Origin of the sequence: Streptomyces spectabilis, assembly GCF_008704795.1 — a bacterium.
GTDB lineage: Bacteria > Actinomycetota > Actinomycetes > Streptomycetales > Streptomycetaceae > Streptomyces > Streptomyces spectabilis.
This window is the reverse complement of the sequence record NZ_CP023690.1, coordinates 2,113,732-2,128,868: the sequence shown is the minus strand read 5'-3', so window position 1 is coordinate 2,128,868 and position 15,137 is coordinate 2,113,732. Positions and strand designations below refer to the sequence as shown.

The following is a 15,137-nucleotide window of genomic DNA, read 5'->3' as shown; positions in this document are numbered from 1 at the left end:
TACAACTCCCGTGATGACCACGACTCTGCGGCCGGCCGGGCCGCTCCAGCAGAGCACTGACGGCTCGAAGTCACGCGCGTACGACGTGTGCGTGAACAGCCGCCCCGTCGGCCGGATCCAGCTGGCCACGCACTCCGTCTTCGGTCGCCGCGTCGCCGAGATCCTGGAGTTGCGGATCGACGAGCGGGACCGCCGCCGCGGCCGTGCCACCGTGGCGGCCCTCGCCGCCGAGGAGGTGGCGCGCGGCTGGGGCTGTACCCGCATCGAGCTCAAGGTGCTCGCGGACGCGCCGGGCGCGCTGGACCTCGCCACCGCGCTCGGCTACGTGGAGCGCAACCGCAACATGTCCAAGGCGCTGCCCGCCGCGCCGCCCGCCCTGCCCGAAGGCGTGCGGGCGCGCCCCATGACGGACGCCGAGTTCCCGGACTGGCTGGCGCACGCGAAGGAGACCTACGCCCACGAGTGGATCGAGCGCGGCGTCCCCGAGGCCGAGGCGCACGACAAGGCCGCGCGGGACTACGCCCGCTTCCTGCCCGAGGGCCCGGCCACCCCGGGCACCCGCCTGAGCGTCCTGACCGAGGCGGAGGCGGTGGTGGGCACCCTGTGGATCGCCGAGCGCGACGACGAGAGCTTCGTGTACGACGTCGAGGTCCGCGAGGAGCACCGCGGCCGCGGCCACGGCCGCTCGCTGATGCTCCTCGCCGAGAGCCAGTGCCTGGCAGCGGGCAGGACCCGCATCGGCCTGAACGTGTTCGCGGGCAACACCCCGGCCCTGCGCCTGTACGCGTCGCTCGGCTACGAGCCGGACGCGTACTACCTGTACAAGCAGCTGTTCTGACCCGTACGGGCCGCCGCGCGGGACCCGGCGGCCGGTGTCAGCCCCGCGCGAGCAGGCGGTCGGTGATCTCCTCGACGCGCTCGCGCAGGCCGTCCTGGCTCTTGCCGCCGTCGAGGCGCTCGCCGCCCACGACGTACGTCGGCGTCCCGGTGACCCCGATCGCCTTGCCCTCGGCCTGGTCGGCGTCGACGATCAGGATGTGCCGCCCGTCCACCAGGGCGGTGTCGAACTCCTCGGCGTCCAGGCCGAGTTCCCGCGCCACCTCGACCAGGAGGGGTTCTCCCTTGCGGTCCAGGTCCTCGACCCGGGCCAGGACCGCCTCGACGTACTCCCAGCCCTTGCCCTGCTCCAGGGCCTCCTCCGCGGCCTGCGCGGCGGCGAAGGAGTGCCGGTGCTTCTCCAGCGGGAAGTGGCGCAGACGCAGCTCGGCGCGGTCGCCGTAGCGCTCCCGCAGGGCGCGCACGTCGTCCAGGGCGGTGCGGCAGTCGGGGCACTGCAGCTCGCACCAGAAGTCGATGACGACGGGGCTGGCGGGGCCGGTGGTGGAAGAGTCGTTCATGCGCACAGTCTCCCAGGCGGCCGCCCGCCCACCGGCACCTGGGGAGGAGGGCCGACCCGGATATCTCCCTGATGTCCGCCGTACGCCGTGGCTACCAGTGCCCGGCCAGGTGCAGGATGGAAGGGACAAGCGTGACCACACCGTGCCCGCGCGACCGCACCACACCCGCACGCCTGGAGGACCGGGATGATTGCCGAGACCATCTGCTCCGCCGTCGCCGCGGCCGGCCTTGGCATAGCCGCCGTCACGGCGTACCGCAAGCGTTTCCTCGCCGCGGCCCGCCTCGCGGCCTATGCCCTGGTCCCGCTGGGCCTGGTCATGACCGGCGCCGTCGAATGGGCGGCCGAGACCGCCTTCAGCCCGGTCGCCTGGGCGGGCTTCGGCGTCCTCGGCACCGCGTGGCTGCTGTTCCTGGGCACGCGCTCGGCCGAGCGCCGCGCCGGAGGCACCCGCAAGGAGCGCAGGGCGGCGGCGAAGGCGGCCCAGCGCGACGCGGTCGCCCCCGCGGCCTCCGCCCCCACCCTCGGCGCGGGCGCCAGGCCCACGGCCAAGGCGAAGCCGGCGGCGGCCCCCGCGGAGGACTTCAGCGACATCGAGGCCATCCTCAAGAAGCACGGGATATGAGCCGAAGCCAAGAGCACGGCCGCTGAGCCACGGACGCTGAGGCACGGCCGCTGAGCCGGGCGGCTCGCGCGCCGGTCGTCACCCTGCGGGGTCGCCGGTTCGAGCGTATCCGCGGACACCGATCGCAAGTACGCCGCGCCGGGCCCACCAAGGTCACGGAATGCGGCGAACTGCCGCTGCGACCGGGCGTGTTGGTCAGCGGGGGTGTGTGCGCTACGCCATCATCACGGCGAGATGCTGGACACCACCACACAGAGCGAACCCGCCCCGCCCGACGGGCACGGAACCGCCGACGAGCCGCGAGGCTGCCTCTTCGCCCTCTCCCAGCCCCCGCTGATGATCTTCCTGGCGGTGATCGGCTGCCTGCTGCTCATGGCCTCACTGCACGACCTGTTCCTGCTGTAGCCCCCGCTCCAGGCGCTCCCGCTCCAGCTTGTCCCGTTCGAGATCACCGCCCTGAGGGGTGCCCTGCTCCAGACCCGCCGCCTCCCGGCGCCGGGCCCGGTAGGCGGCGACGTGCAGACGGTTGCCGCAGGTGCGGCTGTCGCAGTAGCGGCGCGAGCGGTTCCGGGACAGGTCGATGAAGGCCCTGCGGCAGTCCGGCGCCTCGCAGCGGCGCAGCCGCTCCTGCTCGCCCGCGACGACGAAGAAGGCCAGCGCCATCCCGCAGTCCGCCGCCAGGTGGTCGGCGACGGAGGCGCCGGGAGCGAAGTAGTGGACGTGCCAGTCGTAGCCGTCGTGGTCGGTCAGACGCGGCGTGGTGCCCGCCGCGGCCACCAGCTCGTTCAGCAGGGACGCGGCGGCATGCGCCTCGGCGGCCGCGAAGACCTCGGCGAACCGGCCGCGGATGCGGTGCACGGCCGCCAGGTCCCGCTCCGTGAGCGTCCCGACGTCACTGATCGAGTGGTTGCGTACGAACGCGCGCAGGGCCGCGACGTCCGCCAGTCCCTCGGGGTTGCCACCGCCCTCGTCGTCCGGGTCGTCCGGGGCGGAGTTCACCAGATCGACCACGGCGTCGAGCGCGCACCTGGTGTCATGGGTGATCAGCACGATTCGCTCCCTGGCCTGATGAGGGTCGGGCGGGCGCCCGCCTGATGCTGGCCGATGCTAGCGGCTCACGCCGTACGCGCCACGGCGCCGGAGCCGCGGAGTGCCGCGGCACCGGCGCCGGTGTCTGCTGTGCCTGCTATGTCGTTGTCGTACCCACCCCGTCTCCCCGAGTGGACGGCGGTGGGCGGCTCCCGGACGGGCCGGACTAGCTTTCGGCCAAAATGTGCGAGAGCTCCGTGTCGAGATCGAAGTGACGATGCTCGGTGCCGGGCGGCACGGCCGCGTCGGTCCGCTTCAGAAACGATTCCAGGGCCCGCGCCGGGGCCTCGAGCAGAGCCTCACCCTCGGGGGAGCTCAGGGCGATGCAGACGACGCCCTGACCGTGGCTGCGGGACGGCCAGACACGGACGTCGCCGGTGCCGGTGGGCCGGTGCAGGCCCTCGGCGAGGAGGTCGCGGGCGAACACCCACTCGACGGTCTCCTCGGCTCCGGTGTGGAAGGTGGCGTGCACGGCATAGGGATCGGCTGTGTCATACCGCAGTCCTGCGGGTACAGGCAGTGAGGACTCGCTCGACACAACGAGGCGCAGGTGCAGCTCGCAGCTGACCGTGGTGTTCATAAGCGCCAAGGCCTTTCGCTCAGTGTGCGCTCGGGGATTCGCACGTCGGCGAAATCGACATGCCACCTACGGTGCCGTTGTAAACCCCTCTGAGAGTTTTGGGTGTCTTTAGGTGGCTCGTATGGCGGACTGTCCGATTGGTTCGTACGGCCATTCCGGTGACGGGTTTCCGTCCGGTAGGGTTTGGCGGCATGAATACGGGGAGTAACGAGCCGACGGTGGCCGAGGCGGCCGAGGGCGCGGAGGGCACGACCAAGCCCGAGAAGCCCTTCGGATCGCGGGCGCCGGAGTTCGTCAAGGCACGTCGCGCACTGCACCTGAGCTGGCAGGTCGGCGTCTTCATCGTCGGGCTCGCGGTCGTGGTCGTGGGCATCATCATGCTGCCGCTGCCGGGACCCGGCTGGGTAGTGATCTTCTGTGGCATGGCGATCTGGGCGACCGAGTTCGTCTGGGCGCAGCTCGTGCTCCGGTGGACGAAACGGAAGGTCACCGAGGCCGCACAGCGCGCGCTCGACCCCAGAGTCCGCCGCCGCAACATCATCCTCACGTCGATCGGTCTCGTGATCGTCGGCGCCCTCGCCGGGGTCTACCTCTGGAAGTACGGCCTCGAGATGCCGTGGAAGATCAACGATCAGTGAGCGGCGCCCCGGCGGACTCCGCGAGCCCGCCGGGGACCGGCTCGGTCAGCTGGTCACAAGCACCCTCTGACATGGGGTAATGTTCTCTCTGTGCCCGGGCGATTAGCTCAGTGGGAGAGCGCTTCGTTCACACCGAAGAGGTCACTGGTTCGAACCCAGTATCGCCCACCCGGGATTGTGGCCCGGAGGCTGGAAACAGCCTCCGGGCCACTGTCGTATTTGACGCCCTTTCATGAAATTCACGGACCACCCCGAACCGTCCGGAATAACTGCTTCCTATTTCTTCGAGTTGACGCCCCGTCGGAAACGGGGCGCGGATCGCGGCCCGCGGCGGCAGACTTGAAGCCATGGACTGGTGCCATTACCGCTTCCGCAGCGTATGGAATCTGCGCGCCGAGCCCGCCGTCGTCTATGCGGCTCTCGAACGCGCCCAGGACTACCCCGCCTGGTGGCCCCAGGTCCGCGAGGTCGCCCTCCTCGACGACCGCAGCGGCACCGCGCGCTTCCGCTCCGTCCTGCCGTACGACCTAGTGATCACCGCCCGCGAGCGGTGCCGGGACCCCGGGCGCGGCGTCCTCGCCATCACCATGACCGGCGACCTCGACGGCTGGGCCCGCTGGACCCTCACGCCCGCGCCAGGCGGCGGCACCCGCGCGCGCTACGACCAGGAAGTCGACGTCCGCAAACCCCTGCTGCGCCGCCTCGCCGTCCCCGGCAGGCCGCTCCTCCTCCTCAACCACGCGCTGATGATGCGCGCAGGACGCCGCGGTCTCGCCGCCCGCCTCGACCGGGAAGGACCGCACGCTGCACGCCCTTGAGGGGTCGCGGCCGTCGGGCGAGCGGGCGGTTTGAAGGATCGGCGCCCGGACCTGTATTGTTCAGTGCGTTCCCGGGCGATTAGCTCAGTGGGAGAGCGCTTCGTTCACACCGAAGAGGTCACTGGTTCGAACCCAGTATCGCCCACCCGGAGAATGCCGGTCCGTCGCAGACGGACCGGTTTTTTCATGCCCGAAGGCCATGGCCCGGAGCCTGCTGCCCGACGCGCGGAGCCCGCCGGCCGACGCTTGCGCCCCGTCAGGCCTCAGGCGGCCGCGGGCAGTTCGGGCCGCAGCGGCCACGCCGGGTCCACCGTCTCCGACGAACCGCTGCGCGCGAACCACGTCTGCAGCCCCCGCGCCTGCGCCGCGTGCCACACCGCCTGCAACGTGTGCAGCTCGGCGGGCGACAGGCGGTCGAGCCGCGCGGCGAAACGACGGCCGAGAGCGCGCACCAGATCCAGCGCCGCCTGCGCGTCGGCCGCCGCGTCATGGGCGCCGCTCAGCTCCACCCCGTAGAGCTCGCACAGGTCCGACAGCGTGCGCCGCCCTTTGCGGTACCGGTCCAGATGCCGGTCCAGGACCCGCGGATCGAGCACGCACAGCGGTGAGCCCCCCACATAGCGCGAGAGCGACGAGGCGCGGTGCCTGCGCAACTCCCGGTCCAGGAGCGTCAGGTCGAACGGCGCGTTCATCACCACCAGCGGCCGCCCCGCCGCACCCTGCTCCGCCAGCTCCCGGCCTATCTCCTCCATCACCGGCGCCGGCCAGCGGCCGTTGCGCTCCAGATGGTCCTGTGTCAGGCCGTGCACCGCCGTCGCCGCCGCCGGCACCTCCACCCCCGGATTCACCAGCCAGCGTGTCACTCGCGGGCGGGCCCCCGCGCCGTTCTGCACGACGACGGCGGCCGACACGATCCGGTCGGTCTCCACGTCGACACCCGTCGTCTCCGTGTCGAATGCGGCCAAGGGCCCCTCGTACCAGCACGTCATCCCGACGCAACTCCTCGTTCAGATGTGGCAGTTGACCTCCGCTCCTGCCTCACGCAGGTGATACCCGGGCCGTTTGCGCCGAACCCGCTCAGGAGACAACACAGGTACGGAGCCGACTGATTGACGGCTCAAGCGGGGATTTCACCGGTTCGGAAGGCTTTCAGGACATGGCGCTCGCGCAGCCCGAACAGGGCGGGCTGCTGCCCGAGCGGATCGCACCGCCGCGCGGCACACTCGCCACCACCGCCTGCATGGAGACCCTTCAGGTGGGCTATCTGCACGCGGTCGCCGCGGCGGCCGGATGCTCCCTCTCGCAGCCCTTCCCTGACAACGGCATCGACTGGCACGTCAGCCACAGTGCCCCCGGCCACACCGTCGACGACGAAGTCACCATCAAGGTGCAGCTCAAGTGCACCTACCAGATCCCGCCCCGCCCCAAGGGCCCCGCCTTCTCCTTCACCCTGGACAACGCCCACCTGGAGAAGCTCGCCCGCACCCCGGTATCGGTGCACAAAATACTGGTGGTCATGCTCGTGCCCCGGTCCCAGGACGACTGGCTGCGCGCCGGCCACGACCGGCTCGACCTGCGGCACTGCTGCTACTGGACCAACCTCGCCGGACACCCCGTGACCGGCAGACGGAGGACCACCGTCCGCGTCCCCACCGCACGGATCTTCGACGACCGCGCACTCTGCGAGATCATGACGCGCGTCGGCACGGGAGGGAGACCCTGATGCACCGCCCGATCGACGACCCAGCCCCCGCACGCGGCGACGACCCGGTCACCGCGCCCGCCGCACGAGGACTGCGCGGCGTACGACCCCACCCCGTCGAAGCCCCCGGCACCTGGTCCGAACCGCCCGACCCCGGCCGCGTCGACCCCGCCGTGCTCATCGCCCTCCTCCACCGGCACGGCTGGCAGCGCCGCGGCGGCGCCGCCGGACGCTACTCCCGCTGGACCCCGCCGGGACCGGCCGCCCGCGGCACCAGCCTGCTCGTCCCCGAGAACCGCGCCTTCCCCGACAGCGACGACCTCATCGACGAGGCGCTCACCGCCCTCACCCGCAGCCCCGCGCCCTCGGCCCGCGACGTACTCGTGTCGCTCACCGTGCCCAGCGACGAGATCCGCTGGTGGCGCGACGTCCCCGGCGGGCCCGCGGGCACCGCGTCCTGGACCGTGGAGGAACAGCTGCGGGCCGCCGCCCGGCAGATGCTCCTCGCCGGGGCCCTCGCCGCGCGCGAGCGCGCCGGGTACTACGGCGCCCGGCACCGCCGCCCCGCCACGGCCTCCCTGGAGAACGTCCTCGTGGGCACCGCGCCCGGCGGGCGCCGCCTCACCGCCTTCGTGCCCGTCTCCGCCGCCCGGCCGCTGGCCGTACGGTTGCACCAGGCGCTGTACGCGGCCCGCGAGGCCGTCGACTACCGGCGGGCCACCGGCGGCATGGACGCCTTCGACGGCGCCGTCGCGGCCGGCGTCAGCCACGAGCTGGTCGAGGCCGTCGTCGCCCTCGTGCGCGGCACCGAGGGCGCCCGCGTCCACGTCGAGTGGTCGCCCGCCGCGGGCGTCCCCGAGGGCTGCGCGGCCGCCACCGAGCCCGTCGAGTTCTCCCCGGGCGACCTCGCCGTCCTGCGCGAGGCCAGCGCCCGCTACCTGCGCGACGAGCCGTCCGTGCCGGTGCGGATCACCGGGGCCGTGGTGCGCATGCGCCGCTCGGGGCCGCGCGGCGCGGGCACGGTCCGGGTGCGGGTGCTCGCGGGCGCCGAGGTCCCGCACGTACGGATGTCCCTCGACGAGGAGGCGTACCGGATCGCCGGTCACGCCCATCTGGTCGGCCTGCCGATCCGCGTGCACGGCCGTCTGGAGAGCCGCGGCGGCTTCCGCAGGCTCACCGGGGCCACGCAGGTGGTGCCGGTGCAGGTCGACGACGCCGAGCGGGACCGCTTGCTGAAGTCGCTCCAGGAGAACCTCGACTTTTTCGAGGAGGCGTGCAGCACCGACTGAGGGCGGGGGAGCGCGGGCCGCCCGCGGACAACCGTTTCGCGGTGGGCCCCACCGGCTCGGTACGATTCGTTGCGCGAGCAGGCGAGGATCTGCCGCAGCCCCCTCAGACAGGAGAGACCGGTGTCAGACGTCCGTGTGATCATCCAACGCGATTCCGAGCGGGAAGAGCGCGTGGTGACCACGGGCACCACGGCCGCCGAGCTCTTCGCGGGCGAGCGCACCATCGTCGCCGCGCGCGTCGGGGGCGAGCTGAAGGACCTCGCGTACGAGATCGAGGACGGCGAGGAGGTCGAGCCGGTCGAGATCTCCTCCGAGGACGGCCTGAACATCCTGCGCCACTCCACCGCGCACGTCATGGCCCAGGCCGTGCAGGAGCTCTTCCCCGACGCCAAGCTCGGCATCGGCCCGCCCATCCGGGACGGCTTCTACTACGACTTCGACGTCAAGGAGCCCTTCACCCCGGAGGACCTCAAGCGCGTCGAGAAGAAGATGCAGGAGATCCAGAAGCGCGGGCAGAAGTTCTCGCGCCGGGTCACCACCGACGAGGACGCCCGCGTCGAGCTCGCCGACGAGCCGTACAAGCTGGAGCTCATCGGCCTCAAGGGCAACGCCGCGCAGGCCGCCGACGGCGCCGACGCCGAGGTGGGCGCGGGCGAGCTGACGATCTACGACAACCTGGACGCCAAGACCGGCGAGCTGTGCTGGAAGGACCTCTGCCGCGGTCCGCACCTGCCCAGCACCCGTGTCATCCCGGCGTTCAAGCTGATGCGCTCCGCCGCCGCCTACTGGCGCGGCAGCGAGAAGAACCCGCAGCTCCAGCGCATCTACGGCACCGCGTGGCCGTCCAAGGACGAGCTGAAGGCGCATCTGGAGTTCCTCGCGGAGGCTGAGAAGCGCGACCACCGCAAGCTCGGCGCCGAGCTCGACCTGTTCTCCTTCCCGGAGGAGCTGGGCCCGGGCCTCGCGGTCTTCCACCCCAAGGGCGGCGTCATCCGCAAGGTGATGGAGGACTACTCCCGCAAGCGGCACGAGGACACGGGCTACGAGTTCGTGAACACCCCGCACATCTCGAAGGAGAAGCTCTTCGAGACCTCGGGGCACCTGCCGCACTACGCGGACGGCATGTTCCCGGCAATCGAGTTCGACGAGCAGAACTACCGCCTCAAGGCGATGAACTGCCCGATGCACAACCTGATCTTCAAGTCGCGCGGCCGGTCCTACCGCGAGCTGCCGCTGCGTCTCTTCGAGTTCGGCACGGTCTACCGCTACGAGAAGTCGGGCGTCGTGCACGGCCTGACCCGCTCGCGCGGCTTCACCCAGGACGACTCGCACATCTACTGCACCAAGGAGCAGATGGCGGAGGAGCTCGACAAGCTCCTCACCTTCGTCCTGGACCTGCTGCGCGACTACGGCCTGAACGAGTTCGAGCTGGAGCTGTCCACCCGCGACGACTCCGACAAGTTCATCGGCTCGGACGAGGACTGGGCCGAGGCCACCGAGGCGCTGCGCCAGGCCGCCGAGAAGCAGGGCCTGCCGCTGGTGCCGGACCCGGGCGGGGCCGCGTACTACGGGCCGAAGATCTCCGTCCAGGCGAAGGACGCGATCGGCCGGTCCTGGCAGATGTCGACCCTCCAGGTGGACTTCAACCAGCCGAAGCGGTTCGGGCTCGAGTACACCGCCGCCGACGGCTCCAAGCAGCAGCCGGTCATGCTGCACCGCGCGCTGTTCGGCTCGATCGAGCGGTTCTTCGGGGTGCTGCTTGAGCACTACGCGGGTGCCTTCCCGGCGTGGCTGGCTCCGGTGCAGGCCGTCGGCATCCCGGTCGGGGACGCGCACGTGCCGTACCTCCAGGAGTTCGCGGAGGAGGCGAAGAAGCACGGCCTTCGGGTCGAGGTGGACGCCTCTTCGGACCGGATGCAGAAGAAGATCAGGAACGCGCAGAAGTCCAAGGTGCCGTTCATGGTGATCGTCGGCGACGACGACATGAACGCGGGCGCGGTGTCCTTCCGCTACCGCGACGGCTCGCAGGAGAACGGCATCCCGGCCAGCGAGGCCATCGCCAAGATCCTGAAGGTGGTCGAGGAGCGCACCCAGGTCTGACGCCCGCCCGCGTCACGGCCCGGCTGCGAGGGGCGGTCCCGTTCGGGGCCGCCCCTCGTCGCGCTCCCGGTGGCGAATATGCTGACCACCATGACGAGTGAGCCGGAGCAGCAGATCGGAGTGGGGACGCAGGACGCGTTCCAGCGCCTGTGGACGCCCCATCGGATGGCGTACATCCAAGGCGAGAACAAGCCGACCGGTTCGGGGGCCGACGACGGCTGCCCGTTCTGCTCCATCCCGGCCAAGTCGGACGAGGACGGGCTGATCCTCAAACGGGGCGAGCACGTGTACGCGGTGCTCAACCTCTACCCGTACAACGGCGGGCATCTGATGACGGTCCCCTACCGGCACGTCGCGGACTACACGGAGCTGACGGGTCCGGAGACCCTCGAGCTGGCCGAGCTGACCAAGCAGGCGATGACCGCGCTGCGCGCGGCGTCGGGCGCGCACGGCTTCAACCTGGGGATGAACCAGGGCACGGTCGCGGGCGCGGGCATCGCCGCGCATCTGCACCAGCACATCGTGCCGCGCTGGGGCGGCGACACGAACTTCATGCCCGTCGTCGGGCACACCAAGGTGCTGCCCCAACTCCTGGCCGACACCCGCAAGATGCTCGCGGAGGCATGGCCCGCGGCCTAGGGCGCGGAAGCGCCCCGAAGGGGCGCGGGGAACTGCGCGACCGGCCACAGCCGGCCCGCAGATTCGGCACCGCGCCCCAGCGGAGCGCTTACGCGCCGTAGACGTCCGCCTGGCGCGGCATGGGGTCTTGGACCGCGCCGCTGAGGAAGGTGGCGCGGCCGCTGAAGCGGTCGGTGTTCACGCCGTTCTCCTCCAGGACCTTGATGGCGGCCGTGTGGACGACGCGCAGGACCGGGGTGGCGGCGCGCAGCGCGTCGTCGGCCATGAAGCGGTGCCGCCAGGGCTTGTCCGCCCAGGCGTGGCGCAGGCCGAAGGGCTCGGGCAGGACCAGCTTGCCGCCGAGGTAGTCCAGGATCGGCGGATACCACGTGAAGGGGGCGCGGACCGCGAGGCGCACGACCTCCTGGGCGTCGACGAGCGGGAGGCTGCGGGTCGTGGTCTCCCAGAACTTGATGGTCTTGCTGACCGTCTTGGTCTTGGGCGAGGGCTTGCTGGTGAACAGCGAGTGCACGGGGCCCAGGGCGTGGCCGGTGACCTCGATGCGCAGGGTCTCGTGCAGGACCGTCACCGTGATCAGCATGGTGATGACGAGCTGGCCGTCCCAGAGCGTGAACTGCACGCCCAGGTAGTGGCGGTCGCCGCTGCCGAACTGCTGCTCGTTGCAGATGCGCTGTATTTCGTGGCCCTTGATCTGGAAGGCCTCGACGTCCGTGCCGGAGGGGCGGGAGACCGAGCCGGCGTTCTCCCCGACGGGGGTGACGATCCAGTGCCTTATCGACGGGGTGGTGAAGCCGCCGGTGTGCAGCGGGCCGCGCTCGAGCATGCGGAGCTGGTCGTGCACCGCCCGTATGACGTCCCAGCTGCGGAACGGGTTGATCTCCTTGCCGTCCTCGCGGGGGACGAGCTCCTCGGCGAGCTGCCAGCTGCCCCAGCGGGTGCCCATGCCCAGTATTCCCTTGGGGCCCGCGTAGAAGACGGAGTTGCTCTGCTGCTCGGCGGAGAGGCGGGCGAGGCCCTGGCGCAGGCGCTCGGCGGAGGCGTCGCCGGGGCTGCCGGGCACGGCTTCGGGAATCTTCGCGCCGATGCCGCCGCCGGAGAGGAGCGCGCTCCACCGCTCGCGCAGGTCCTTGGCGGTGCCTTCGGCTATGTGCTTGGCCCAGAACCAGCCGATGACGGGCACCACGGGGCACAGGCGCAGATACCAGGCCAGGAGGCCGTGGAAGGGCAGCTTGACGAGGAGGATGACCACGACGACTCCGACGGCGACGAGGAGGGCCGTGGCGATCGCCTGGGTGCGCTTGTCCTTCTGCTTGGTGATCCAGCGGCGGGCGGTGAAGACCAGGAGCCAGGCGAGCAGGCCGGGCAGGAAGAGCAGTCCGCACACGGCCATGACGAGGGTGAGCCAGCTGTCGCGGTGGCGGCGGATGCCGGTGGCGGCGAGGCAGTGCTCGACGACGGACTGCGGGTCGATGCCGAAGGCCTGGATGAGGGGGCTGCGGGCGCCGCCGAGCATCCGCACCTGGACCGTTCTGGCGAAGGCCTCGCCGAGGCTGGGCTTGAACAGGGACCAGAGGCCCGGTTTCACCACGGACTTGTGCCAGTCGTTGTTGGCCTTGAGGATCTCGTCGACCTCGCCGTCGCGGTATGCCGCGGAGGCCAGGGCGTGGGTGGCCGCGGTCTGTCCGGCGGCGCCGGAGAGCGGTACCTGGGCCCCTGGCCTGAAGTCGAATGCGTCGTCCGCCACCTGCCGCCCCCATCGCCGCGCCGCTGACCGCCGCGGCCCTTCCCGATTGCCTTGTTTCCCGACTGTGCGGCCCGGCACACCTGTTGACCTGGCCGGTACGGCTGTTGATCAGGTCATCAGCGTATCGGGGCCCACCGACATCCGTCAGGTGTCGGTCGAATGCCGCCCGCGAGGAGGAGGCGGAGCGGGCGGCATTCGGCCAGTGCGGCCCAACTAGGCGGTGTCCTGGGCCTGTTCGCGAATCTTGTGGGCCAGTTGCGGGGGCATCGGTTCGTGCCGGGCGTAGGCGCGGCTGAAGCGGGCCGTGCCCTGGGACAGGGATCTGAGGTCGACGGCGTACCGGCCGATCTCGATCTCGGGCACCTCCGCGCGGACGAGGGTGCGTCCGCCGGGCGCCTGTTCGGTGCCGACGACGCGGCCGCGTCTGCCGGACAGGTCGCTCATGACCGCGCCCACGTACTCGTCGGCGATGAGGACCTGGACGTCGGCGACGGGTTCGAGGAGGTGGATGGCGGTGCCCGCGGCGGCCTCGCGCAGGGCGAGGGCGCCGGCGGTCTGGAAGGCGGCGTCGGAGGAGTCCACGGAGTGGGCCTTGCCGTCGAGGAGCGTGACGCGCACGTCGATGAGCGCGTAGCCCGCGGCGACGCCCTTGGCGGCCTGGGCGCGGACGCCCTTCTCCACGGAGGGGATGAACTGGCGCGGCACCGCCCCGCCGACGACCTTGTCGACGAACTCGATGCCGCTGCCTCCGGGCAGCGGTTCGACCTCGATCTCGCAGATGGCGTACTGGCCGTGGCCGCCGGACTGTTTGACGTGGCGGCCGCGCCCCGCGGACTTGGCCGCGAAGGTCTCGCGCAGGGACACCTTGTGCGGGATGACGTCCACCTGGACGCCGTAGCGGCTGCGCAGCCGCTCCAGGGCGACGTCGGCGTGGGCCTCGCCGAGGCACCACAGGACGACCTGGTGGGTGTCCTGGTTCTGTTCCAGGCGCATGGTGGGGTCTTCGGCGACGAGGCGGGAGAGGCCCTGGGAGAGCTTGTCCTCGTCGGCCTTGCTGTGTGCCTGGATGGCGAGCGGCAGGAGGGGGTCGGGCATGTCCCAGGGCTCCATGAGGAGCGGGGCGTCCTTGGCGGAGAGGGTGTCGCCGGTCTCCGCGCGGTTGAGCTTGGCGACGCAGGCCAGGTCGCCCGCGATGGCCTGGGAGAGGGTGCGCTGCTGTTTGCCGAAGGGCGCGGAGAGGGCGCCGACGCGCTCGTCGACGTCGTGGTCCTCGTGGCCGCGGTCGGCGAGGCCGTGTCCGGAGACGTGCACGGTCTCGTCGGGCCGGAGGGTGCCGGAGAAGACGCGGACCAGCGAGATCCGGCCGACGTACGGGTCGGACGCCGTCTTGACGACCTCGGCGACCAGGGGTCCTTCGGGGTCGCAGGTGAGGGCGGGCCGGGGTGCGCCGTTGGGTGTGGTGACGGCGGGCGCGGGGTGCTCCAGAGGGGTCGGGAAGCCGCCGGTGACCAGCTCCAGGAGCTCGACGGTGCCGATGCCCTGGCGGGCGCCCTCGGCGGCTGGGGCGGCGGCGAGCACCGGGTGGAAGATGCCTCGGGCGACGGCCCGCTCCAGGTCGTCCACGAGGGTCTTGAAGTCGATCTCCTCGCCGCCGAGGTAGCGGTCCATGAGGGACTCGTCCTCGCTCTCGGCGATGATGCCCTCGATGAGCTTGTTGCGCGCTTCCTCGATGGCGGGCAGCTGGTCGTCGCCCGGCTCGGACTCCTTGCGTTCGCCCGAGGCGTAGTCGTAGACGCGCTGGGACAGCAGGCCGATGAGTCCGGTGACGGGTGCGTGTCCGTCGGGCCCCGGCTCGCCGTGCAGCGGCAGGTACAGGGGCAGGACCGCGTCGGGGTCGTCGGCGCCGAACGCCTCGGCGCAGGTGCGCGTCATCTGTGTGAAGTCCGCGCGCGCGGATTCCAGGTGGGTGACGACGATGGCCCGGGGCATGCCGACGGCGGCGCACTCCTCCCAGACCATGCGGGTGGCGCCCGTGATGCCCTCGGCGCCCTCGGCCGCCGAGACGACGAAGAGGGCCGCGTCCGCCGCGCGCAGACCGGCCCTCAGCTCTCCGACGAAGTCGGCGTAGCCGGGCGTATCCAGGATGTTGATCTTGTAGCCGCCCCATTCGACGGGGACGAGGGACAGCTGGACCGAGCGCTGCTGCCGGTGCTCGATCTCGTCGTAGTCGGAGACCGCCGTGCCGTCCTCCACGCGGCCCGCCCGGTTCACCGCCCCCGCGGTGAGCGCGAGGGCCTCCACCAGAGTCGTCTTGCCCGATCCGCTGTGGCCGACCAGCACCACATTCCGTACGGACGCGGGATGGTCGGCCGTCGCTGCCCTGCCGGCGGCTCCGGGGTGTGCGTTCGCCTTGTCGCCCATGCCTTGGCCTCCCGGTTACGTGCGTGGTGAGGAGGCACAGCCCCCTCGGGGATGCTGGCTGAAGCGCGGACACGCGGGACCCGCGTGCGGGGGCGG

At 71.4% G+C, this 15,137-nt stretch carries 14 protein-coding genes, 2 tRNA genes and 1 pseudogene; 11 read left to right on the top strand and 6 right to left on the bottom strand.

The window, feature by feature from the left end:
- Positions 1–13: 13 nt before the first annotated feature.
- Complete coding sequence (locus tag CP982_RS08990) at positions 14–838, top strand: GNAT family N-acetyltransferase (protein WP_150510030.1); 825 nt, start codon at positions 14–16, stop codon at positions 836–838.
- A gap of 37 nt (positions 839–875) precedes the next feature.
- On the opposite strand, the gene CP982_RS08985 is transcribed toward CP982_RS08990, so the two are convergent.
- Positions 876–1,397, bottom strand: coding sequence for a DsbA family protein (locus CP982_RS08985; protein WP_150510029.1), 522 nt, complete (start codon positions 1,395–1,397; stop codon positions 876–878).
- Between the two features lie 186 nt (positions 1,398–1,583).
- Between CP982_RS08985 and CP982_RS08980 the strand changes: the two genes are divergently transcribed.
- Both CP982_RS08980 and CP982_RS41630 read left to right on the top strand, forming a co-directional pair.
- The gene (locus CP982_RS08980; RefSeq protein ID WP_150510028.1) at positions 1,584–2,021 is read left to right on the top strand and encodes a hypothetical protein; all 438 of its coding nucleotides are present in this window, start codon (positions 1,584–1,586) and stop codon (positions 2,019–2,021) included.
- A gap of 234 nt (positions 2,022–2,255) precedes the next feature.
- Positions 2,256–2,426: a hypothetical protein gene (locus CP982_RS41630; protein WP_170316395.1), complete on the top strand. Its 171-nt coding sequence runs from the start codon at positions 2,256–2,258 to the stop codon at positions 2,424–2,426.
- A gap of 72 nt (positions 2,427–2,498) precedes the next feature.
- Here CP982_RS41630 and CP982_RS08975 read toward each other — a convergent pair.
- Positions 2,499–3,071 (bottom strand): annotated as a pseudogene (locus CP982_RS08975) (CGNR zinc finger domain-containing protein); the annotation flags it as partial.
- 205 nt (positions 3,072–3,276) lie between these two features.
- Positions 3,277–3,690 carry an SsgA family sporulation/cell division regulator gene (locus CP982_RS08970; RefSeq protein ID WP_003959770.1) on the bottom strand — a complete coding sequence of 138 codons (414 nt, stop codon included), beginning with the start codon at positions 3,688–3,690 and terminating at the stop codon, positions 3,277–3,279.
- Between the two features lie 191 nt (positions 3,691–3,881).
- On the opposite strand from CP982_RS08970, the gene CP982_RS08965 reads away from it, so the two are divergent.
- The 4 genes from CP982_RS08965 (at position 3,882) to CP982_RS08950 (ending at position 5,291) form a co-directional block, all read left to right on the top strand.
- Positions 3,882–4,328: a TIGR02611 family protein gene (locus CP982_RS08965; protein ID WP_150510026.1), complete on the top strand. Its 447-nt coding sequence runs from the start codon at positions 3,882–3,884 to the stop codon at positions 4,326–4,328.
- 96 nt (positions 4,329–4,424) lie between these two features.
- Positions 4,425–4,496 (top strand) — tRNA-Val (locus tag CP982_RS08960).
- Between the two features lie 179 nt (positions 4,497–4,675).
- Complete coding sequence (locus CP982_RS08955; RefSeq protein WP_150510025.1) at positions 4,676–5,146, top strand: SRPBCC family protein; 471 nt, start codon at positions 4,676–4,678, stop codon at positions 5,144–5,146.
- Positions 5,147–5,219: 73 nt separating this feature from the next.
- Positions 5,220–5,291 (top strand) — tRNA-Val (locus CP982_RS08950).
- A 118-nt stretch (positions 5,292–5,409) separates the two neighbouring features.
- Here CP982_RS08950 and CP982_RS08945 read toward each other — a convergent pair.
- A complete protein-coding gene (locus CP982_RS08945) occupies positions 5,410–6,135 on the bottom strand; it encodes a 3'-5' exonuclease (protein WP_150510024.1) in 726 nt (241 codons plus the stop codon).
- Between the two features lie 167 nt (positions 6,136–6,302).
- On the opposite strand from CP982_RS08945, the gene CP982_RS08940 reads away from it, so the two are divergent.
- The 4 genes from CP982_RS08940 to CP982_RS08925 all read left to right on the top strand — a co-directional run bounded on the left by CP982_RS08940 (position 6,303) and on the right by CP982_RS08925 (position 10,876).
- A complete protein-coding gene (locus CP982_RS08940; RefSeq protein WP_150510023.1) occupies positions 6,303–6,869 on the top strand; it encodes a DUF4365 domain-containing protein in 567 nt (188 codons plus the stop codon).
- Positions 6,866–8,137 carry a hypothetical protein gene (locus CP982_RS08935; protein WP_372503508.1) on the top strand — a complete coding sequence of 424 codons (1,272 nt, stop codon included), beginning with the start codon at positions 6,866–6,868 and terminating at the stop codon, positions 8,135–8,137. The genes CP982_RS08940 and CP982_RS08935 overlap by 4 nt, the downstream gene beginning before the upstream one ends.
- A 120-nt stretch (positions 8,138–8,257) precedes the next feature.
- On the top strand, positions 8,258–10,237 hold the full coding sequence (gene thrS / locus CP982_RS08930) for a threonine--tRNA ligase (protein WP_150510022.1): 1,980 nt from the start codon (positions 8,258–8,260) through the stop codon (positions 10,235–10,237).
- Positions 10,238–10,315: 78 nt separating this feature from the next.
- On the top strand, positions 10,316–10,876 hold the full coding sequence (locus CP982_RS08925; protein ID WP_144002411.1) for an HIT family protein: 561 nt from the start codon (positions 10,316–10,318) through the stop codon (positions 10,874–10,876).
- Positions 10,877–10,964: 88 nt separating this feature from the next.
- On the opposite strand, the gene CP982_RS08920 is transcribed toward CP982_RS08925, so the two are convergent.
- Both CP982_RS08920 and CP982_RS08915 read right to left on the bottom strand, forming a co-directional pair.
- The gene (locus CP982_RS08920; protein ID WP_150510021.1) at positions 10,965–12,620 is read right to left on the bottom strand and encodes a hypothetical protein; all 1,656 of its coding nucleotides are present in this window, start codon (positions 12,618–12,620) and stop codon (positions 10,965–10,967) included.
- 213 nt (positions 12,621–12,833) lie between these two features.
- A complete protein-coding gene (locus CP982_RS08915) occupies positions 12,834–15,041 on the bottom strand; it encodes an elongation factor G-like protein EF-G2 (RefSeq protein WP_150510020.1) in 2,208 nt (735 codons plus the stop codon).
- Positions 15,042–15,137: the final 96 nt, after the last annotated feature.

Bases quoted from the DNA above. Each gene is read 5' to 3' on its own strand.
- CP982_RS08955 (WP_150510025.1), top strand. From the start codon at position 4,676: ATGGACTGGTGCCATTACCGCTTCCGCAGCGTATGGAATCTGCGCGCC.
- CP982_RS08940 (WP_150510023.1), top strand. From the start codon at position 6,303: ATGGCGCTCGCGCAGCCCGAACAGGGCGGGCTGCTGCCCGAGCGGATC.
- CP982_RS08945 (WP_150510024.1), bottom strand. From the start codon at position 6,135: ATGACGTGCTGGTACGAGGGGCCCTTGGCCGCATTCGACACGGAGACG.
- CP982_RS08915 (WP_150510020.1), bottom strand. From the start codon at position 15,041: ATGGGCGACAAGGCGAACGCACACCCCGGAGCCGCCGGCAGGGCAGCG.
- CP982_RS41630 (WP_170316395.1), top strand. From the start codon at position 2,256: ATGCTGGACACCACCACACAGAGCGAACCCGCCCCGCCCGACGGGCAC.
- CP982_RS08990 (WP_150510030.1), top strand. From the start codon at position 14: ATGACCACGACTCTGCGGCCGGCCGGGCCGCTCCAGCAGAGCACTGAC.
- CP982_RS08965 (WP_150510026.1), top strand. From the start codon at position 3,882: ATGAATACGGGGAGTAACGAGCCGACGGTGGCCGAGGCGGCCGAGGGC.
- CP982_RS08985 (WP_150510029.1), bottom strand. From the start codon at position 1,397: ATGAACGACTCTTCCACCACCGGCCCCGCCAGCCCCGTCGTCATCGAC.
- CP982_RS08970 (WP_003959770.1), bottom strand. From the start codon at position 3,690: ATGAACACCACGGTCAGCTGCGAGCTGCACCTGCGCCTCGTTGTGTCG.
- CP982_RS08925 (WP_144002411.1), top strand. From the start codon at position 10,316: ATGCTGACCACCATGACGAGTGAGCCGGAGCAGCAGATCGGAGTGGGG.
- CP982_RS08980 (WP_150510028.1), top strand. From the start codon at position 1,584: ATGATTGCCGAGACCATCTGCTCCGCCGTCGCCGCGGCCGGCCTTGGC.